At 70.4% G+C, this 17,253-nt stretch carries 14 protein-coding genes; 7 read left to right on the top strand and 7 right to left on the bottom strand.

Annotated elements, in window-relative coordinates; genetic code table 11:
* Positions 1 to 193: 193 nt before the first annotated feature.
* Positions 194 to 838, bottom strand: coding sequence for a 16S rRNA (guanine(527)-N(7))-methyltransferase RsmG (gene rsmG / locus ABZ801_RS02560; RefSeq protein ID WP_360691788.1), 645 nt, complete (start codon positions 836 to 838; stop codon positions 194 to 196).
* 170 nt (positions 839 to 1,008) lie between these two features.
* Here rsmG and ABZ801_RS02555 point away from each other — a divergent pair, with 170 nt between their 5' ends.
* Positions 1,009 to 1,488: a DUF6458 family protein gene (locus tag ABZ801_RS02555; RefSeq protein ID WP_360691785.1), complete on the top strand. Its 480-nt coding sequence runs from the start codon at positions 1,009 to 1,011 to the stop codon at positions 1,486 to 1,488.
* A gap of 646 nt (positions 1,489 to 2,134) precedes the next feature.
* On the opposite strand, the gene ABZ801_RS02550 is transcribed toward ABZ801_RS02555, so the two are convergent.
* From ABZ801_RS02550 to rpmH, 6 genes are all read right to left on the bottom strand, one after another.
* A complete protein-coding gene (locus tag ABZ801_RS02550) occupies positions 2,135 to 2,545 on the bottom strand; it encodes a hypothetical protein (protein WP_360691782.1) in 411 nt (136 codons plus the stop codon).
* 214 nt (positions 2,546 to 2,759) lie between these two features.
* A complete protein-coding gene (locus ABZ801_RS02545; protein WP_285494491.1) occupies positions 2,760 to 3,266 on the bottom strand; it encodes a R3H domain-containing nucleic acid-binding protein in 507 nt (168 codons plus the stop codon).
* Between the two features lie 16 nt (positions 3,267 to 3,282).
* On the bottom strand, positions 3,283 to 4,290 hold the full coding sequence (gene yidC, locus ABZ801_RS02540) for a membrane protein insertase YidC (RefSeq protein ID WP_344942259.1): 1,008 nt from the start codon (positions 4,288 to 4,290) through the stop codon (positions 3,283 to 3,285).
* Positions 4,283 to 4,714, bottom strand: a complete 432-nt coding sequence (yidD, locus tag ABZ801_RS02535) for a membrane protein insertion efficiency factor YidD (RefSeq protein ID WP_360691777.1) — start codon at positions 4,712 to 4,714, stop codon at positions 4,283 to 4,285. Before yidD ends, yidC begins: the two co-directional genes overlap by 8 nt.
* Positions 4,711 to 5,079: a ribonuclease P protein component gene (gene rnpA / locus ABZ801_RS02530; protein WP_344942254.1), complete on the bottom strand. Its 369-nt coding sequence runs from the start codon at positions 5,077 to 5,079 to the stop codon at positions 4,711 to 4,713. The genes yidD and rnpA overlap by 4 nt, the downstream gene beginning before the upstream one ends.
* 19 nt (positions 5,080 to 5,098) lie before the next feature.
* Positions 5,099 to 5,236: a 50S ribosomal protein L34 gene (rpmH, locus tag ABZ801_RS02525; protein ID WP_344942252.1), complete on the bottom strand. Its 138-nt coding sequence runs from the start codon at positions 5,234 to 5,236 to the stop codon at positions 5,099 to 5,101.
* 2,029 nt (positions 5,237 to 7,265) lie between these two features.
* Between rpmH and dnaA the strand changes: the two genes are divergently transcribed.
* The 6 genes from dnaA (at position 7,266) to gyrB (ending at position 17,200) form a co-directional block, all read left to right on the top strand.
* The gene (gene dnaA, locus ABZ801_RS02520) at positions 7,266 to 9,332 is read left to right on the top strand and encodes a chromosomal replication initiator protein DnaA (protein ID WP_360691773.1); all 2,067 of its coding nucleotides are present in this window, start codon (positions 7,266 to 7,268) and stop codon (positions 9,330 to 9,332) included.
* Between the two features lie 652 nt (positions 9,333 to 9,984).
* A complete protein-coding gene (dnaN, locus tag ABZ801_RS02515) occupies positions 9,985 to 11,112 on the top strand; it encodes a DNA polymerase III subunit beta (protein WP_360691770.1) in 1,128 nt (375 codons plus the stop codon).
* A 595-nt stretch (positions 11,113 to 11,707) separates the two neighbouring features.
* Entirely contained in the window at positions 11,708 to 12,628 is a 921-nt protein-coding gene (gene gnd, locus ABZ801_RS02510) for a phosphogluconate dehydrogenase (NAD(+)-dependent, decarboxylating) (RefSeq protein ID WP_360691767.1), read from the top strand.
* Between the two features lie 119 nt (positions 12,629 to 12,747).
* Positions 12,748 to 13,872 carry a DNA replication/repair protein RecF gene (gene recF / locus ABZ801_RS02505; RefSeq protein WP_360691764.1) on the top strand — a complete coding sequence of 375 codons (1,125 nt, stop codon included), beginning with the start codon at positions 12,748 to 12,750 and terminating at the stop codon, positions 13,870 to 13,872.
* Between the two features lie 43 nt (positions 13,873 to 13,915).
* Entirely contained in the window at positions 13,916 to 14,512 is a 597-nt protein-coding gene (locus ABZ801_RS02500) for a DciA family protein (RefSeq protein ID WP_360691761.1), read from the top strand.
* A 750-nt stretch (positions 14,513 to 15,262) separates the two neighbouring features.
* Positions 15,263 to 17,200 carry a DNA topoisomerase (ATP-hydrolyzing) subunit B gene (gyrB, locus tag ABZ801_RS02495; protein ID WP_360691758.1) on the top strand — a complete coding sequence of 646 codons (1,938 nt, stop codon included), beginning with the start codon at positions 15,263 to 15,265 and terminating at the stop codon, positions 17,198 to 17,200.
* Positions 17,201 to 17,253: the final 53 nt, after the last annotated feature.

Here is a 17,253-nt window from a genome sequence, read left to right as displayed (position 1 = left end):
CACATCGCATGCCCGGACGGAGGTTTCGCCCCCGCCTCCGAGGCGGTCTTCCCGGGTTGCTCACTCGCTGACGCCGCGTTTGCCGGCGTCGCTTCCTCGGGTGCCTCGCCCTCCTCGGGCCAGCCCAGGCCGGTCGTTCGGTTGTCGGGGGATTCGTTGGCGCGGTCCGGCCAGCCCAGTCCTGGTCCCGTGCTCATGAAGACCTCTTCCTCGACCCTTTAGCGCGGCGGGGCACGCGTTCGGCGACCACACGGACAAGCGTTGTCGGCGGGTCGACCTTACCGCGCCCGACTTGAAGCAGTTCGCTCGTGCGTACGCCGAAGCGCTTCAGGACCGGCCGCGCCTCCTCCAGCTCGACCGCGGCGCGCTCGCCCTTGAGCGCGAGCAACTCACCGCCGGGCCGCAGCAACGGCAACGCCCAGGTGACCAGGCGTTCCAGTGGGGCGACCGCGCGTGCGGTGACGACGTCCACGGCGAACTCGCGGACGACCTCCTCAGCACGGGCCCGGCGAACCTGGACGTTGCGCAGCTCCAGCATGTCCACGCACTCGTTGAGGAACGTCGTCCGGCGCAGCAGCGGCTCCAGCAGCGTGACCTGCAGATCCGGCCGGACGATCGCCAGCACCACACCGGGCAGGCCGGCACCCGAGCCGATGTCCACGACCTGCGCGCCCTGCGGGATCACCTCCGCCACCACGGCGCAGTTGATCAGGTGGCGTTCCCACAGCCGATCGACCTCGCGCGGACCGATCAGACCGCGTACCACGCCCGCGTCGGCAAGAAACTCCGCATACCGTTCCGCGACGGGCAGCGACTCGCCGAAGACCTCTCGTGCCATCCCCACCGTACGAATCGTTCCACATGGGCCCCGGGGTCGCACACATGAAACGAGCCTGTGGACAACCCCGGAAGGTGCCTGGAAGCCCCTGGCCGCAAGGCCTTCCGGCATATTCGGCGTCACGCGGGTAAAGGGGAAGCAGTGCCCATCACGGAAGGAGGCACCGAGGCATGGGAATCGGAGTCAGCCTCGCCTTCATCGCCGTCGGCGCGATCCTGGCGTTCGCGCTTCGCGTCGATCTCAGCGGCGTGGACATCCGGATGGTCGGCTGGATCTTGATCCTGGTCGGGCTGGTCAGCCTGTTCTTCACGTTCAGGTACACCCGACCGCGCCGCAGCGCCGACCCGGTCGCCGCCGGGACCGACCCGCTGTACGTGGAACGCCCCGACGAGGCGGATCCGGTGGTCCATGAGGAACGCGTCATCGAACGGCCGACCGAACCGCACGTCGAGCGTGTCGAACGTATTATCGAACGCCCCGTCCCCCCGCCGGCGACGACGCCCCAGGGACACAGTGCGCAGGACCCGGCCGTGGCCCAGGATCCCGAGTACGCCCAAGACCCGGCGGTTCAGAACAACCCTCCTCTCACATCCGAACCCGGCCGTGTGCCGTCCGAACCCGGTCGCCGAACACGGCGCAACCGCAGCTGACCTGCTCTTTGGGGGACTCCCCACTCGGCGGCCGACCCCATTGGGCGGCGATGCCACCCGGCGGTGCCGTGTCGCCGCCGGGTGAGGTCGTCCGCGCCCGTCCAACTACGGTGGCGCTTCGACGGGTGGGCGCCTCACTGAACGCCCCCCGAAGGCCCCCGGGCGGTCATCCCGCGCTTGACGGAGTGTGGCGGCGTCCCCCCTGCAGTTCACTTGGCTCCTCTTGAGACGGCGGATGCACCTGCGTCCCGAGGCAACCCGCACGCGACCGAGGCAGCGGTGCGGCCGGTGCTGTTGTCGTCGTCGGACAGCAGCATGATGTGAGCGGACGGGGGTCGCCCTGGCTGCCTTGGGCGTCGAAGGTGAGGACGATGCGGTGGGCCATGCGCGCGTCCATCGCGGAGTTCCCGCCCGCCGAGTTCGACGGTCACCCCTCCGACTTCTAGGCCGCCAAGGCCAGCCTGTGCCTGCCATCGCCGGCCAGCGGCCTTGCCCCGGTGGGCGCCGCTCGATGCCCTCACTCACCCGCGCCGGCTCCCGACCGGCCTGCGGGCTGTGGGTAGTGGAAGGCGCGCCTTCCCCGTGAGGTGATTCCTTTTCGGGAGCTCACTCACCGGGATCTCCGCACTCTTGATTGTTCCCGCGCTCATCTGGATCCGGGCCTTCGAGCATCCGTGTCCTCACTGCGCCGACCGCCCCAGCCGGATCGGATGCGCGGGACCACCCTTGGGTGCTGTTCTTCTGCGGCACGACCGCCACCAGCGGCGCCGCCACCACGCCCAGCACGAACCCCGGCGGCCATGTCGTGCGGGTAGTGCACCCCCACGAACACGCGGGAGAACGCCATCACCGCCGCTGCTGCTGGTCGCGCTAGGCCCGGCGGTGGGCGCCACACCTCGCCGCCCGTCTCGTCGGGCTCCCGGCCGGGCGAGGCGGCCAGCGTTTGCCAGGTGTCCTGCAGCGCGGCCTGCTCGCCGTCCAGGATGTGCCCGTTGCCGCAGCCGGCCAGGCTGGAGGCCGCCAGCGAGCCGCGGCCCCGACCGTGCTCGGCGATCACCTCACCCTCGGGCCTCAGGCCTGTCGTCTTGGCCAGGGGCAGGGGGACGTGGGGGGTTGCACTCGGTGCCTTGGTGGCCGTTCGGGCTCGGAGTGCATCGACGGGCTGGGACTACGGGAGGACGGCCATGGGGTGCGCGAAAAAGCAGGCAGGCCCCCGCGTCTCATCGGGACGTGGGGGCCTGTGGGCAGCCGAGAAAGAGGAACGGGCGACGTCAGGAGGGGTAGACGACCACGTAGCGGTCGGGCTCCTCGCCTTCGGACTCGCTGCGCAGTCCGGCGGCGGCCACCGCGTCATGCACGATCTTGCGCTCGAACGGCGTCATCGGGGCCAGCGGCTTGGGCGTGCCGCTCTGCTTGACCTCGTCGGCCACGTCCTGGCCGAGCTTGGTCAGCTCGGCGCGGCGGCGCTCCCGGTAGCCGCCGATGTCGAGCATCAGGCGGCTGCGGTTGCCGGTCTGCCGGTGCACCGCGAGACGGGTCAGCTCCTGCAGGGCCTCCAGCACCTCGCCGCGCTTGCCGACCAGTTCGTCCAGGGACGCGCCGACCACCGCGACCAGCGCGCGCTCGCCCTCGACGTCCATGTCGATGTCGCCGTCGTAATCACCGATGTCCAGTAGGCCCTCGATGTAGTCGGCGGCGATCTCGCCCTCCTGTTCGAGCGCCTGGACGTCGACCTCAGTGGTGTCGGTCTGGCTCAACGGGGTCTCCTTCTTCGGCATGGACCGGGTTCACAACCTAGCGCTTCTGGCTGCCGCTGCGCTTGCTGCGCGGCTTGCGGGTCGGCTGGTTGCGGACGACCTTCGGCTTCGGGACGGTGTCGGCGGGCGCGGCGGCGTCCTTGGTACGGCCCTTGGCGTTCTTACCCGCGCCGGCCCCGGTCGTCGCGGTGCCGCCGGTCTTCGTGGTGCCCTTGACGGTCTTGGTCTTGCCGGCCGCGGCACCGTTGCCCGCGCCGGCGGTGGCTCCGGCCGGCTGCTGCGGGTAGCGCTTGTAGATGTAGTGCTGCTGCGCGAGCGTCCAGCTGTTGGACGTCACCCAGTACATCAGCACACCGAGGGGGAAGCCGAGCCCGAACAGGCCGAAGAACGGCGCCATGAAGACCATCATCTTCTGCGCCTGCATCATCGGGTTGTTCTCGTCCATCGCGCCCTGCTGCATCTTGGCGCGCTGCATGCTGGACCGGACGGTGAAGAACGTCGTGCAGGAGCTGATGATCACGGCGAGGCCGGTGACGACGATCGCGCTCCAGGTCTTGGGGTCGCTCCCCCAGGCGTTGAGGAAGGTGTCCGGGATGTGCGCGCCGAAGATGTTGGCTTCCTGCGCGCTCTTGACCAGGTCCGGGGTGACCGCGAAGACGCCCTGGCCCGGGTTGGCGTCCGAGATCCGCCGCAGCACCTGGAAGAGGCCGATGAAGACCGGCATCTGCACCAGGATCGGCAGGCAGCCCGACAGCGGGTTGGCCCCGTTCTCCTGGTAGAGCTTCATGACCTCCTGGTTGAGGCGCTGCTTGTCGTTCTTGTACTTCTTGCGCAGCGCCTGAACCTTGGGGTTCAGTTCCTGCATCTTCCGGGATGCGTGGATCTGCTTCACGAACAGGGGGAACAGCAGGATCCGGAAGAACACGGTCAGCAGGATGATGGCGCCGCCCCAGGCCCACCCGCTGTTCTTGGGGAAGACAAGGCTCAGACCGCTGTGGATCCAGACGATGAGCTGAGCGACTATCTCGTACAGCCAATCAAGCACCGGGCAGCTCCTTGGGCTCTGCTAGCGCGGGGCCGCTTTGCTCGCGGCCGGAGGAGGTCGTGGCGGGCACCTCAGGTGCGTCCTTGGGGGCGGGGTCCGTGGGGCCTTCGGATTCCTGGGCTTCCTGGGCGGCCTCGCGGCCCTTGGGTGCCTTGGGGGGCGGAACCGGATCGTAGCCGCCGCGGTTGAATGGATGGCACCGCCCGATCCGCCGGACGGTGAGCCAGGTGCCGCGCAGGGCGCCATGCGTCTGCAGCGCCTCGAGGCCATACGCGCTACAGGTGGGATGGAAGCGGCACTGCTGCCCGAGCAGGGGACTGAGAAAGCGTCTGTAGGCGCGGACGAGAAGCACGAGCAGACGGGCCGCGAGGCTGATTCCCCCGGCCGCGTGCTGCGAAGAGGCCGATCCCCCTGGCTGGCTCATTTCCGCCCCTTGGACGCGGGCCGCAGCACCCGGTCGAGCGCCGACTCCAGATCCGCGGCCATTTCGTCGTGGCGCGCCGATCCCGCGCGGGGGTTCGCGCGCACTACGAGCAGGCTACCTTGCGGAAGTCGATCGAGGTGCGGCCGGACGAGGTGACGCAGCCGCCGGCGCACACGATTGCGCACGACCGCGTTACCGACCGTCCGCGCCACGATGAACCCCACGAGCGGGGCGGTGCCGGACGGTGCGGCGTCGTCCCGGTGGAGCAGGTGCACGACGACAGTCGGCCGTCCGGCGCGGCGACCGCGCCGGACGGCCAGGGTGAAATCCTCCCGCCGCCGCATCCGGTTGCCGGACGGCAGCATGAGCGTGGTGCGGGGTCGGTCAAACCGCGATGCGCGCGCGCCCCTTGCGGCGCCGCTCGGCGAGGATGGCACGCCCCGCACGGGTGCGCATGCGCAGCCGGAAGCCGTGCTTCTTGTGGCGGCGACGGTTGTTCGGCTGGAAAGTACGCTTGCTCACTCGATGGCTCCAGTGCTGCGGTCGGATTGTCTTCAGGCGCGAAAACTCGCATCGAGGGCCGCGTCTGGTCCCCCGCAGCCGGGGGCCCATCCGTAGTTCCTAGGGGGTCCGACGGCGGGCACGCGTCATCTCCGCCGATGCGACTCGACCTCAGCACGTTACGGGCTACCGAGCCATCAGGTCAAACGGAGCACCCCTCCGCCCGCCGTCCACCCGGTCGCTGCCGTCGGTCCCGAGGCGGACGAGCGATGCCCACGCCGAACGCAACCCGGACGGCAGCAGCGGCACCTCGACGCCTCCTCCCGAACCTACTCGGTTGGGGGTGCTTGGGGCGGACGAGCGTGGCGGGCGCCGGTCAACAACTGACGGACACGCCCGGCCTCTCCTGGAGCGCCGCAAGACTCCCCGAGAGGCGCGGCAACAGCACCGTGCCCCCGCGCGGCCTTACACACGCGGAGAACGACCTCGACACAAGTCGCTTCCCGCATTCCTCGCCGCGCTGGCTCGGGCCGGCCGATGCTCCGCACGGCACCTCCCTGCTCGTCCGCCTCCGGTCCCTCTGGCAGCGCACGCGCCAGGAGAGCGCTACAACGGCACCGAGTCCCCGCACGGCCATTCAGCACGGGACGTCCTCGGCCGCACGGCACCCTCCCCACTCGTCCGCTGTGGCTCCGGGAGCGGCCCTCGAAGTGGGGAGGGGGTGCCCGACGCACTCTGCGGGCGAGTACTTCGCGACGGGCGCGAGTTGCCTCGGCGGCGCGCGGCTTGTCTCAAGACACAGGTGCGTCCGCAGTCTCAAGGGGCCCAAGTGGGCTGCAGGGGGGATGCGCGGGGCCGCGTCCGGGGGCGGCGGGTCGGCGACGAGCGCCCCGCCCGGGTCGGGCGTGGACTGCAGGGGGGATGCGGCCACGCCCCGTCAGGCACAGGAGAACGGTCGGGAGGCAGCCTTCGGGAGGGCGTTGTCGGCCGTCCTGAGGCGGCTTCTGTCCCTTCGGCTGGCTTGCGCGCGGCTGCTGGGGCCCGCCGCGCATGGTTGGCGCGGTTCTCTGGGGGGCGGTCGCATGCCCCGCGGTTTTGCGGACGTACAGCGTTCGGTGCGGGGCGCGCCGTACTGGTGCATGTGCCGTAGCGACGAGGGCGGCGGCGCGCCGCCCGCTTCGCCGAGGTGGGCTTGCGTCTTCCGCCAGACGGGCGGGAGGCCGGCAGGGGAGTCAACGTCGGGGCGGCTTGGGAAGAGTCAGGGTCCGGTGTGCTGGCGCGGGCGGCGACTTCTTGGTGCCCGGCGTGGATGAGGGCCTTGCTGAACGGCCCGGACGCGCCGAAGCACACCGACGACAGCACCGCCAGCGCGCTCCCCCACGGAGGACATGTCGCTGGGCAAGGGTGGAGGCATGCTTCCTATGGGGCGCTGTGTGGCCTTCCGGGGGCGGGAGGCTCGGCCGCAACGGTGCGGGCTTTCGCAGTGATCTACGCGACTCGGCGGCGATGGCGGTCCCTGCACGCTCCGGGATGGGCTTGGCGCCAGGGGACTCCGGCGCCGTTTGCCCGGGGCGCCCGGGGGCTGTCGCCGTTTGCGGGGTTCTTGTTGGGGGGTGGGTGGGCTGTGGATGGAGTGCTTTGGGGGCTGGGGTTGCGGGGGTGGGCTGTCCCCAGGGGTGGGGGGTTGTTGTGGATTTCTCGTGGTGGTGTGGGACTTGTGTTGCGAGCATCGTCGGGCGGGCGCTAATGTCTTCGATCGAGCTGGCAGGGCCGATGGGCTTGTGTGCCGGCACCCCCTCTCCTGAAGGATGCCGCGGGTTCGCGCGGCGCGAACGCTCCCCGATCAACGCCTGACCGGTCACTTGCGCTGTGACTTTTGCACAGGGGTTTCCCCATGCTCATGCACAGCATGTGGACAACTCTGTGGACAACTCGTGAGAGAGTAGGTCTTCCGCAGCGCCGGGTGTGGTCTTTGGGGCGTTCTCGTGCGCGCGGGACAGCTGGGCAGTAGGTAACTCCGGGTGACGGAGATTGGGGAGGGACCTTGCGCATGGACGGTCAAGATCTCGCATCGGTCTGGGCCCGCACCCTCACTGCGCTGTCCGAGGGGGAGCTCCCCGCGAGCTACCGTGCGTGGCTGCCGATGGTCCGTCCGCTGGCGCTGGTTGAGGGGACGGCGCTGCTGGCCGCGCCCAACGAGTTCGCCAAGGACGCGTTGGAGACCCGGCTGCGCAGCCTGATCACGCAGGCGTTGTCCCACGAGCTGGGCCGGGAGATCCGTGTCGCGGTGACCGTCCAGCCGGATCCGCCCGCCGCGCAGGGGGCGCAGCCCGAATCGCAGGGCCAGGGGCACCACGAGATGGGGCCGTCGTACGGCGAGCGCCCCTATGGGGGCGAGCCGTACAACGAGTCGTACAACGAGGGGCCTTACACGGAACGTGGTCCGTACGGTGGGGCGGACCGTTACTCCGAGTACTCCGAGCAGGGGTACGGCGGGCTGCCTCAGAACGTCCCCGGCGGTTATCCCCCGCCTGGGGATGACGACCGGGGCTGGCCCCAGCGCGACAACGACCACTACGCGCCGCGTCCCGTTCCCTACGGGCTGGGGCCGGAGCTTCAGCGCGACCAGCACTTCCCATTCGACCCGCGCGGCCAGCACGGCGGCTACCCCGGTCAGGGCAGGCCAGGGCCGGGGGGAGGGCCCGGGCCGCGTCCCGGCGACGGGTACGGGCCCGGCGGGCAGGGGCAGCGAGGGCAGGCCCCGCAGGCAGGGCCCGTCGGTCACGGGCATGCCCCGTCACATCTGAACGACCGCACGCTCGGGGCGCCACGGCGTGGTCCCGGTGGGGGTCTGGAGGGGCAGCAGCGCGGGGAGTCGCAGAACGGGCGGCAGGACGAGCAGCCCTTCCAGGACGACGAGCAGTCGTCGCTGGGAGAGGCGCCGGGGAGCGTGGGGGCGAGCGGCTCCCCCTCCCCTGAGGCGGCCCCCGGGCACGGTCCCATGCCTGGTGGTGGGCCGGTGCCGCCGAACGGGCCCGTCGCGGGTTACACGGGGCCGGCGCCGGGGGGTGTGGGCGAGCACGCCCGGCTGAATCCCAAGTACACGTTCGAGACGTTCGTCATCGGCTCCTCGAACCGTTTCGCGCACGCCGCCGCCGTCGCCGTGGCGGAGCAGCCCGCCAAGGCGTACAACCCGTTGTTCATCTACGGAGACTCGGGGCTGGGCAAGACGCACCTCTTGCACGCGATCGGGCATTACGCGCAGAGCCTGTTCAACGGGGCGCGTGTCCGGTATGTCAGCTCCGAGGAGTTCACCAACGACTTCATCAATTCGATCCGCGACGGCAAGGCCGACGGGTTCCGCCGCCGCTACCGGGATGTGGACATCCTCCTCGTCGACGACATCCAGTTCCTCGAGGGCAAGGAACAGACCCAGGAGGAGTTCTTCCACACCTTCAACACGCTCCACAACGCGAGCAAGCAGATCGTGATCTCCAGTGATCGTCCGCCCAAAGAACTGGTGACGCTGGAGGATCGGCTGCGCAACCGGTTCGAGTGGGGGTTGACCACCGACGTGCAGCCGCCCGAGCTGGAGACCCGGATCGCGATCCTGCAGAAGAAGGCGCGTCAGGAGGGCCTGGCGGTGCCGCCGGACGTGCTGGAGTTCATCGCCTCGCAGATCGCCACGAACATCCGGGAGCTGGAGGGCGCGCTGATCCGGGTGACGGCGTTCGCCAGCCTGAACCGGCAGTCGGTGGACATGAAGCTGGCCGAGATCGTCCTGAAGGACCTCATCCCCAACGACACCGGCCCGGAGATCACCGCCGCGATGATCATGGCCCAGACTGTGGAGTACTTCGGGACGACGATCGAGGACCTCTGTGGACCGTCGCGCTCCCGGATGCTGGTGACCGCCCGGCAGATCGCCATGTACCTGTGCCGCGAGCTCACCGACCTGTCGCTGCCCAAGATCGGACAGCAGTTCGGCGGCCGCGACCACACCACCGTGATGCACGCCGAACGCAAGATCCGGGCGCTGATGGCCGAGCGTCGCGCGATATACAACCAGGTCACGGAGCTGACGGGACGGATCAAGCACCAGGCCCGCAAACGCTGAACGGCGGCCGCCGGGCGCCTCGGAGGCCCGGACGGGGAAGGGTCGCGGCGGTCGGCGACGGCGTCGCAAAGCGGACGATCGGCGCCCGGCACGAATCCCCTTCACCCACAGCCTGTGGAAAACCTTGGGGATTTCCGTGGAAAACCCCTGGGACAACTTGCGGACAACCTGCGGAGAACCTGAGGACGATGCGTGGACGAGTTGGGGATCGTTGGGGACGGCCGACCGGCCCCCTGGGGACGACCCCGTGGAAGGCCTGGGGAATTCCTGGGGATGCCCTGGGGACGCGCGTCGGTCCGATGCCCGCCGGCCGCGACACGGACGCGCGGGGCCGGGACAACCTGCGGAAAACTCGTGGACAACCGGGGGACGAGATGAGGATGGCGTGTGGGGACAATCGCTTCGTCCTCAGGCCGGGCCGTCGTGCACACCCGGAACGCACAGCCGCCGTGGACAAAAATTCGCGCCGTCACCTGGGAAAACGCGTGTTGTCCACACTATCCACGGCCCCTATGACGAGTACTTCCCTATGTACTTCCCAAGAGAAAACTCATCTCAACTCAGGGCCTGGGGATCCCGTGCCCCGGGCGCGCCGACTGAACGATCTCTTCCACCTCACCCCTAGTCCGAAACCTGCAGGAGGCGGGTCCCTGTGAAGTTCCGCATCGACAGAGACGCCCTGGCCGACGCCGTGGCCTGGACGGCACGGACCCTTCCCGTCCGGCCGCCGGTGCCCGTGCTGGCGGGCATGCACATCCAGGCCGCCGACCGGCTGACGCTGTCGGCGTTCGACTACGAGGTGTCGGCGCAGGTCGCCACCGACATCGACACTGAGGAGCCGGGCACCGCGCTGGTGTCGGGACGGCTGCTGGCCGAGATCTCGCGCAGCCTGCCCCCACAGCCTGTGGAGGTGAGCACGGACGGCGCCAAGGTGATGCTGCGCTGCGGCAGCGCGAAGTTCACACTGCTGACCATGCCTGTGGAGGACTACCCGACGCTGCCGGAGATGCCTCCGGCGGCGGGCGCGGTGGGCAGCGACGAGTTCGCCGCCGCCGTCGGCCAGGTCGCCATCGCGGCGGGCAGGGACGACACGATCCCGATGCTCACCGGCGTCCGGGTGGAGATCGAGGGCGAGACCGTCACGCTGGCCTCCACCGACCGCTACCGGCTGGCCGTGCGGGAGCTGCACTGGAAGCCCGAGCGTCCGGACTTCTCGGCGGTCGCCCTGGTGCCCGCCAAGACCCTGGCCGACACGGCCAAGTCGCTGACCGCGGGCGCCGAGGTGTCGATCGCGCTCGGCGGCGCGGGCGGCAGCGGCGAGGGCATGATCGGGTTCGCGGGCGGCGGCCGCCGCACCACCTCCCGGCTACTGGACGGCGACTTCGTCAAGTACCGCTCGCTGCTGCCGAGCGAGTACGCCGGGCTCGCCGAGGTGCAGACGTCCCCGTTCATCGAGGCGGTCAAGCGCGTGTCGCTGGTGGCCGAGCGCAACACGCCGGTGCGGCTGTCGTTCCGGCAGGGCGAGGTCGTCCTGGAGGCGGGCACCGGCGACGAGGCGCAGGCCGTGGAGGCGCTGGAGGCCACGCTGGAGGGCGAGGACATCGACATCGCCTTCAACCCCGGGTTCCTGCTGGACGGGCTGTCTGCGATCGGCTCGGACGTCGCACGGCTGTCGTTCACCACGCCGACCAAGCCCGCCGTGCTGACCGGCAAGCCGCCGGAGGAGGGCTCCGACCCCAACTACCGGTACCTGATCATGCCGGTGCGGCTGTCCGGCTGAGCGTCCGGAGGTTCGCTGCGGGCCCGGCCGGCATAACCGGCGACGCCGGGGCATACCGGAACGGGATGGGAGGCCGGGACGCGTCGGTCGATCGGGTCGCGTGCGGCGCCGGGGGCGGCGTACCGGTCCGTCCCCCACGGTCGTAGCCTCACAACCGAAAGAGCAGCGAAACAGTCAGATCAAGCCGGAACGAGCGAAGAAGCCGAACGCACGCGTGACCGGCGCGCCCCCCGGGCCGCCGAGCGGCGCCCCCCGCCGCACGGTCGTTCGTGGACGGTTCGCACGGGAGTGACCGCGCCGCCGTGGGTAGGCCCTGGGCCATGCGGGCACGGTCATACCAGGACGAACCGCGTCACGGGTCCGAGCGCGGGCCGGCCGGACGCCTGCCGCGGCCTACGGGGCGACGTCGGGAGCACGTCCCGGGCCGCGCCGGGCCGTCCGGCCTGGGCCGTCCACAGGCAGTGGACGGAGCGGGCCGCCGCCGGTCCGAGAGGCCGGACCCGTCCGAGGCCCACGGGGCCGCGGACGGGCGCCCGCAGGGCGGGCCGGGCGCGCCGAAGGCGGACGAGCCGAACGCGACAGGGAGAGTTGAAGCATGGAGCTGGGGATCATCGGCCTCGGCAAGATGGGCGGGAACATGGCCGAGCGCCTGCGGCGCGGCGGCCACACGATCGTCGGCTACGACCGCAACCCCGACGTCAGCGACGTCGGGTCGCTGACGGAGCTGGTCGAGCGCCTCACCCCGCCGCGGGCGGTGTGGGTGATGGTGCCGGCGGGGCAGCCGACCCACGACACCATCCACAGGCTGGGGGAACTGCTGCAGGCCGGGGACGTCATCGTCGACGGCGGCAACTCGCACTATGTGGACGACCAGCGGCACGGCGCGGAGCTGGGCGAGAAGGGCATCGGCTTCCTCGACTGCGGCGTCAGCGGCGGCGTGTGGGGGCTGGAGAACGGCTACGCCCTCATGGTCGGCGGCGACGACGAGCACGTGAAGCGGCTGATGCCGATCTTCGAGACGCTCAAGCCGGAGGGCGAGTTCGGCTTCGTGCACGCCGGCAAGATCGGTGCCGGGCACTTCGTCAAGATGGTCCACAACGGCATCGAGTACGCGATGATGCAGGCCTTCGGCGAGGGCTACGAGCTGATCGAGGCCAGCGACATCGTCACCAACGTCCCCGAGACGTTCCGCAGCTGGCAGGAGGGCTCGGTCATCCGGTCCTGGCTGCTGGACCTGATGAACCGGGCGCTGGCCGACGACCCGCACCTGGACGAGATCCGCGGCTACGCCCACGACTCCGGCGAGGGCCGGTGGACGGTGCAGGCCGCCGTCGACCACGCCGTCCCGCTGCCCGCCATCACCGCGTCGCTGTACGCGCGGTTCGCCTCCCGCCAGCAGGACTCCCCCGCGATGAAGGTCGTGGCGGCGCTGCGCAACCAGTTCGGCGGCCACGCCGTGGAGGCCGCCAAGGGCGCCGACTCCCCCGGCGCCGACGTGGCCCCGCCCGCCGTCTGATCCCCAGGCGTATACCCCCCGCCCCATAGTTGTCCACAGGTCTGTGGACAACTATGGGGCGGCTGTGGGAGACACGCCGTGGCGGACGTGGCCCGCGGGAGGCTCTACGCTCGTGTTCCGTGCACGTCGCCCACCTTTCGCTCCAGGACTTCCGCTCGTACGCCTCCGCCGACGTGGCGCTTGAGCCGGGGGTCAGCGCGTTCGTGGGCCCCAACGGGCAGGGCAAGACCAACCTCGTGGAAGCCGTCGCCTACGTGTCCACCCACGGCAGCCACCGTGTCGCCACGGACGCCCCCCTCGTCAGGCAGGGCGCGCCCCGGGCCATCGTGCGCGCCGGAGTGGTACGGGACGACCGCAAGGCCCTGATCGAGCTGGAGATCAACCCGGGCAAGGCGAACCGGGCCAGGCTCAACCGCGCCCCTGTCCCCAGGCCACGCGAGATTCTGGGGATGCTGCGGACGGTCCTGTTCGCCCCGGAAGACCTGGCTCTGGTCAAGGGCGACCCGGGGGAGCGTCGCAAGTTCCTGGACGAGTTGCTGACGGCGCGCGCGCCCCGGTTCGCGGGGGTGCGATCCGACTACGAACGTGTCCTCAAGCAACGCAACGCCCTGTTGAAATCGGCGGCCGCCCACAGGCGCGCCCCAGGTGCCGAGGTTCTGGCCACCCTGGACGTGTGGGACTCCCATCTCGCCCGTACCGGCGCCGAGCTTCTCGCGGCCCGGCTCGACCTCGTCGCCGCGCTGCGTCCGCTCATGGCCCGCGCCTACGAGGCCCTGGCCCCGTCCGGTGGCGCGGCCGATCTCGCCTACAAGTGCTCCTTGGGCGACGTCGAGTTGTCCACAGACCGTGCACAACTGGCCGAGGTGTTGCTCAAGGCGCTGAACGAGACACGTCGCCAGGAACTGGAACGCGGGCTCAGCCTCGTCGGCCCGCACCGGGACGAGCTTCTGATCCGGCTGGGGGACCTGCCCGCGCGCGGCTACGCCAGCCACGGCGAGTCCTGGTCGCTGGCCCTGGGACTGCGGCTGGCCGCCTACGAACTGCTGCGCGCCGACGGCGACGACCCCGTCCTGATCTTGGACGACGTGTTCGCCGAGCTCGACGCCGGTCGTCGCAGCCGCCTGGCCGAGATGGTCGCCCCGGCCGAACAGGTCCTCATCACCGCCGCCGTGCCCGCCGACGTCCCGGACGAGCTGACCGGCGCGTCGTTCGCCGTGTCCGACGGCAAGGTGACGCCGGCATGACGTCCCGGCAAGGCGCACCGCGGCGGCCCGCAGGGGAGCCGACATGAACGATCATCCACAGGATGTGCACAACCCCGCGACCCCCGGGGCCGAGGCAGAGTCGAGCGCTTCGGCGGAGCCTCAGGCGCCGCGCCCAGACGGCCAGAGCCCTGCGCAGCCGCCGGAGCCGCCCGCCAAGTCGGGGATAGAGCTGGCGCGCCAGGCCCTGGCCCAGGCCAAGGCGGACGCTCGTAAGCGCGGCTCGGTGCCGGGACAGGGGGGCGGCCAGCGCAAGACGCAACGTCCCGTACGGCTGAGGGAACCGGGACGGGGCGGCGACCCCAAGGCGTTCGGCGCGGCCATCCGTGACCTGCTGGCCTCCCGGGGATGGGAGCAACGCGCCGCGGTCGGCGGCGTCTTCGGCAACTGGCCCGGCATCGTCGGCCCGGAGCTGGCCGAGCACACCCGTCCCGAACGCTTCGAGGACGGCGAACTGACGGTCGCCGCCGACTCCACCACCTGGGCCACCCAACTGCGCCTGCTGTCGTCGACCCTCGTCAGGCGCCTGAACGAGGAACTCGGCCACGGCACCGTACGCCGCGTCAAGGTGGTGGGCCCGTCGTCAGGCCCGCGCCGCCCGGGCACCTGGCGCGTCCGCTGACCACCACCGCCGCGCCGACCAGGCCGCGCCGACCAGGCCGCGCCGACCAGGCCGCGCCGACCAGCGCCGTGGCGCGCTGCGTGCCGGGGGCCGACCTGTTGTGGAGAACTCGCGGGCCGGTGAGGCGGCCTGTGTCGGATGCGTGCGGGATTCGTGGCCGAAGCGGTGAACAAGCGATGGCCCCGCAGGCGTCAGAACAGGGGCGGGAGACTGTCGGTGGCGGAGGTTAGGTTCGCCTTGTCGCGGGCTGGCCTCGCCGCCGGTGAGCGCGTTCGCGGGTTCCACGGTCGCATCCGGTGGACCAGCCCTGGACGGAGGCAGGACCACCCGGCCTCGCCGCGTACCGTCGAAGGGGAGCGCGGGACGCGGGCGAACATCTGTTCGGAGCGCGTGTCACCCGATTCCGCTGCCAGTGCCCCGTAGGGAAGATGACACCCCCAGTCGAATGGGGGGATGTGTCTCCTCGCCCGCTGGGCCGCCACACGCGCACACAGCGCCCGTGAGTGCCTCTTTTTGTCAGTCCACCCGGTAGAATGATGATGGGTTCAGGATGCTGCGCCGTCACGGGTCGCCCGGCTCCCCTCCGACGCAACGGAGCACGTGAAGGGTCCTGCCGCACATCGGCCGTCGGCCGATCGGGCCAGGGCCCCGCGGTGTTGGTTGGAGAAGGGCGCCCTTACGTGTGTTACGGGGCACACCGCGTTCCCCGCGAGCGCGGGACGGCGAGCGTCCCCGGCAGGAGGATCTCCTTTGGCGTACGACGCTAGTTCGATCACTGTCCTCGAAGGGCTGGAGGCGGTACGCAAGCGCCCCGGCATGTACATCGGCACCACCGGTGAACGCGGACTCCACCATCTCGTCTATGAGATCGTCGACAACTCCGTCGACGAGGCCCTCGCCGGGTACGCGGACACCATCGAGGTCACGTTGCTGGCGGACGGCGGCGTCCGCGTCAAGGACAACGGCCGCGGCATCCCCGTGGGCGAGCACCCGGTGGAGAAGCGTCCCGCCATCGAGCTGGTGCTCACCACCCTGCACGCGGGAGGCAAGTTCGACGGCAAGTCGTACGCGGTCTCCGGCGGTCTGCACGGCGTCGGCTCGGCGGTGGTGAACGCGCTGTCCACCCGGCTGGAGGCCGAGGTCAAGGTGGACGGGCACGTGTGGCGGCAGGCCTACACCTGGCGCGGCGCCGAGGCGCCGCTGGCCAAGGGCGAGCCGACCGACGAGACCGGCACCACGATCACCTTCTGGCCGGACGCGGAGATCTTCGAGACCACCAAGTGGAACTTCGAGACGCTGTCGCGGCGGATGCAGGAGATGGCCTTCCTCAACCGCGGCCTGTCCATCACGCTGCGGGACGAGCGGCCCGACCACATCAACGGTGAGCCCCGCGTCGCCCGCTACCACTACGAGGGCGGCATCGAGGACTTCGTCCGCTACATCAACAGCAAGAAGGACGCCGTCCACGAGTCGGTGATCTACTTCGGCGACGACACCGACGGCATGTCGGTCGAGATCGCCATGCAGTGGAACGCCTCGTACGCCGAGTCGGTGCACACCTTCGCCAACACCATCAACACCGCCGAGGGCGGCACGCACGAGGAGGGCTTCCGGGCGGCGCTCACCGCGATCGTCAACCGGTACGCCAAGGAGCAGAAGCTCCTGAAGGACAAGGACGACAACCTCACCGGCGAGGACATCCGCGAGGGCCTCACCGCGATCATCTCGATCAAGCTGGCCGACCCGCAGTTCGAGGGGCAGACCAAGACCAAGCTCGGCAACACCGAGGCCAGGTCGTTCGTCCAGAAGGCCTGCCACGAGCACCTGCGCGACTGGTTCGAGCGCAACCCGGGCGAGGCCAAGGAGATCATCAACAAGGCCACCCAGGCGGCGCGGGCCCGCATCGCCGCGCGGCAGGCGCGCGACCTGACCCGCCGCAAGAGCCTGCTGGAGTCGACGTCGCTGCCGGGCAAGCTGGCCGACTGCCAGTCCACCGACCCCGGCAAGTCCGAGCTGTACATCGTGGAGGGCGACTCGGCGGGCGGCTCGGCCAAGGGCGGCCGCAACCCGCACTTCCAGGCGATCCTGCCGATCCGCGGCAAGATCCTGAACGTCGAGAAGGCGCGGATCGACAAGATCCTCAAGAACAACGAGGTCCAGGCGATCATCACCGCGCTCGGCACCGGGGTGCACGACGAGTTCGACATCTCCAAGCTGCGGTACCACAAGATCATCCTGATGTCGGACGCCGACGTCGACGGCCACCACATCAACACGCTGCTGCTGACGCTGCTGTTCCGGTTCATGAAGCCGCTGATCGAGGCCGGGCACGTCTACCTGTCCCAGCCGCCGCTCTACAAGATCAAGTGGGACGCCCGCGGCTCGGACGTCGACTACGCCTACTCCGACCGGGAACGCGACGCGATCATCGAGGCGGGCATCGCCGCCGGCAAGCGCGACCCCCGCCCCCGCGACCAGGTGCAGCGCTTCAAGGGTCTGGGCGAGATGAACGCCAACGAGCTCTGGGACACCACCATGGACCCCGACAACCGCGTCCTGCTCCAGGTGACCCTCGACGACGCCGCCCAGGCCGACGAGCTGTTCAGCGTCCTCATGGGCGAGGACGTCGAACCGCGCCGCGAGTTCATCCAGCGCAACGCCAAGGACGTGCGCTTCCTCGACATCTGATGACTCCCTCGCCGTCCCTCCGGTCCCGTCCGGGTCCGTCTCCAGGGCCCGCG

Source organism: Actinomadura sp. NPDC047616 (assembly GCF_040642915.1).
Lineage (GTDB): Bacteria > Actinomycetota > Actinomycetes > Streptosporangiales > Streptosporangiaceae > Spirillospora > Spirillospora miaoliensis.
This window is presented reverse-complemented; position numbering and strand designations above follow the sequence as displayed.

Bases quoted from the DNA above. Each gene is read 5' to 3' on its own strand.
- yidD (WP_360691777.1), bottom strand. From the start codon at position 4,714: ATGAGCCAGCCAGGGGGATCGGCCTCTTCGCAGCACGCGGCCGGGGGA.
- ABZ801_RS02545 (WP_285494491.1), bottom strand. From the start codon at position 3,266: ATGCCGAAGAAGGAGACCCCGTTGAGCCAGACCGACACCACTGAGGTC.
- rnpA (WP_344942254.1), bottom strand. From the start codon at position 5,079: ATGCTGCCGTCCGGCAACCGGATGCGGCGGCGGGAGGATTTCACCCTG.
- rsmG (WP_360691788.1), bottom strand. From the start codon at position 838: ATGGCACGAGAGGTCTTCGGCGAGTCGCTGCCCGTCGCGGAACGGTAT.
- dnaA (WP_360691773.1), top strand. From the start codon at position 7,266: ATGGACGGTCAAGATCTCGCATCGGTCTGGGCCCGCACCCTCACTGCG.
- ABZ801_RS02500 (WP_360691761.1), top strand. From the start codon at position 13,916: ATGAACGATCATCCACAGGATGTGCACAACCCCGCGACCCCCGGGGCC.
- gnd (WP_360691767.1), top strand. From the start codon at position 11,708: ATGGAGCTGGGGATCATCGGCCTCGGCAAGATGGGCGGGAACATGGCC.
- ABZ801_RS02555 (WP_360691785.1), top strand. From the start codon at position 1,009: ATGGGAATCGGAGTCAGCCTCGCCTTCATCGCCGTCGGCGCGATCCTG.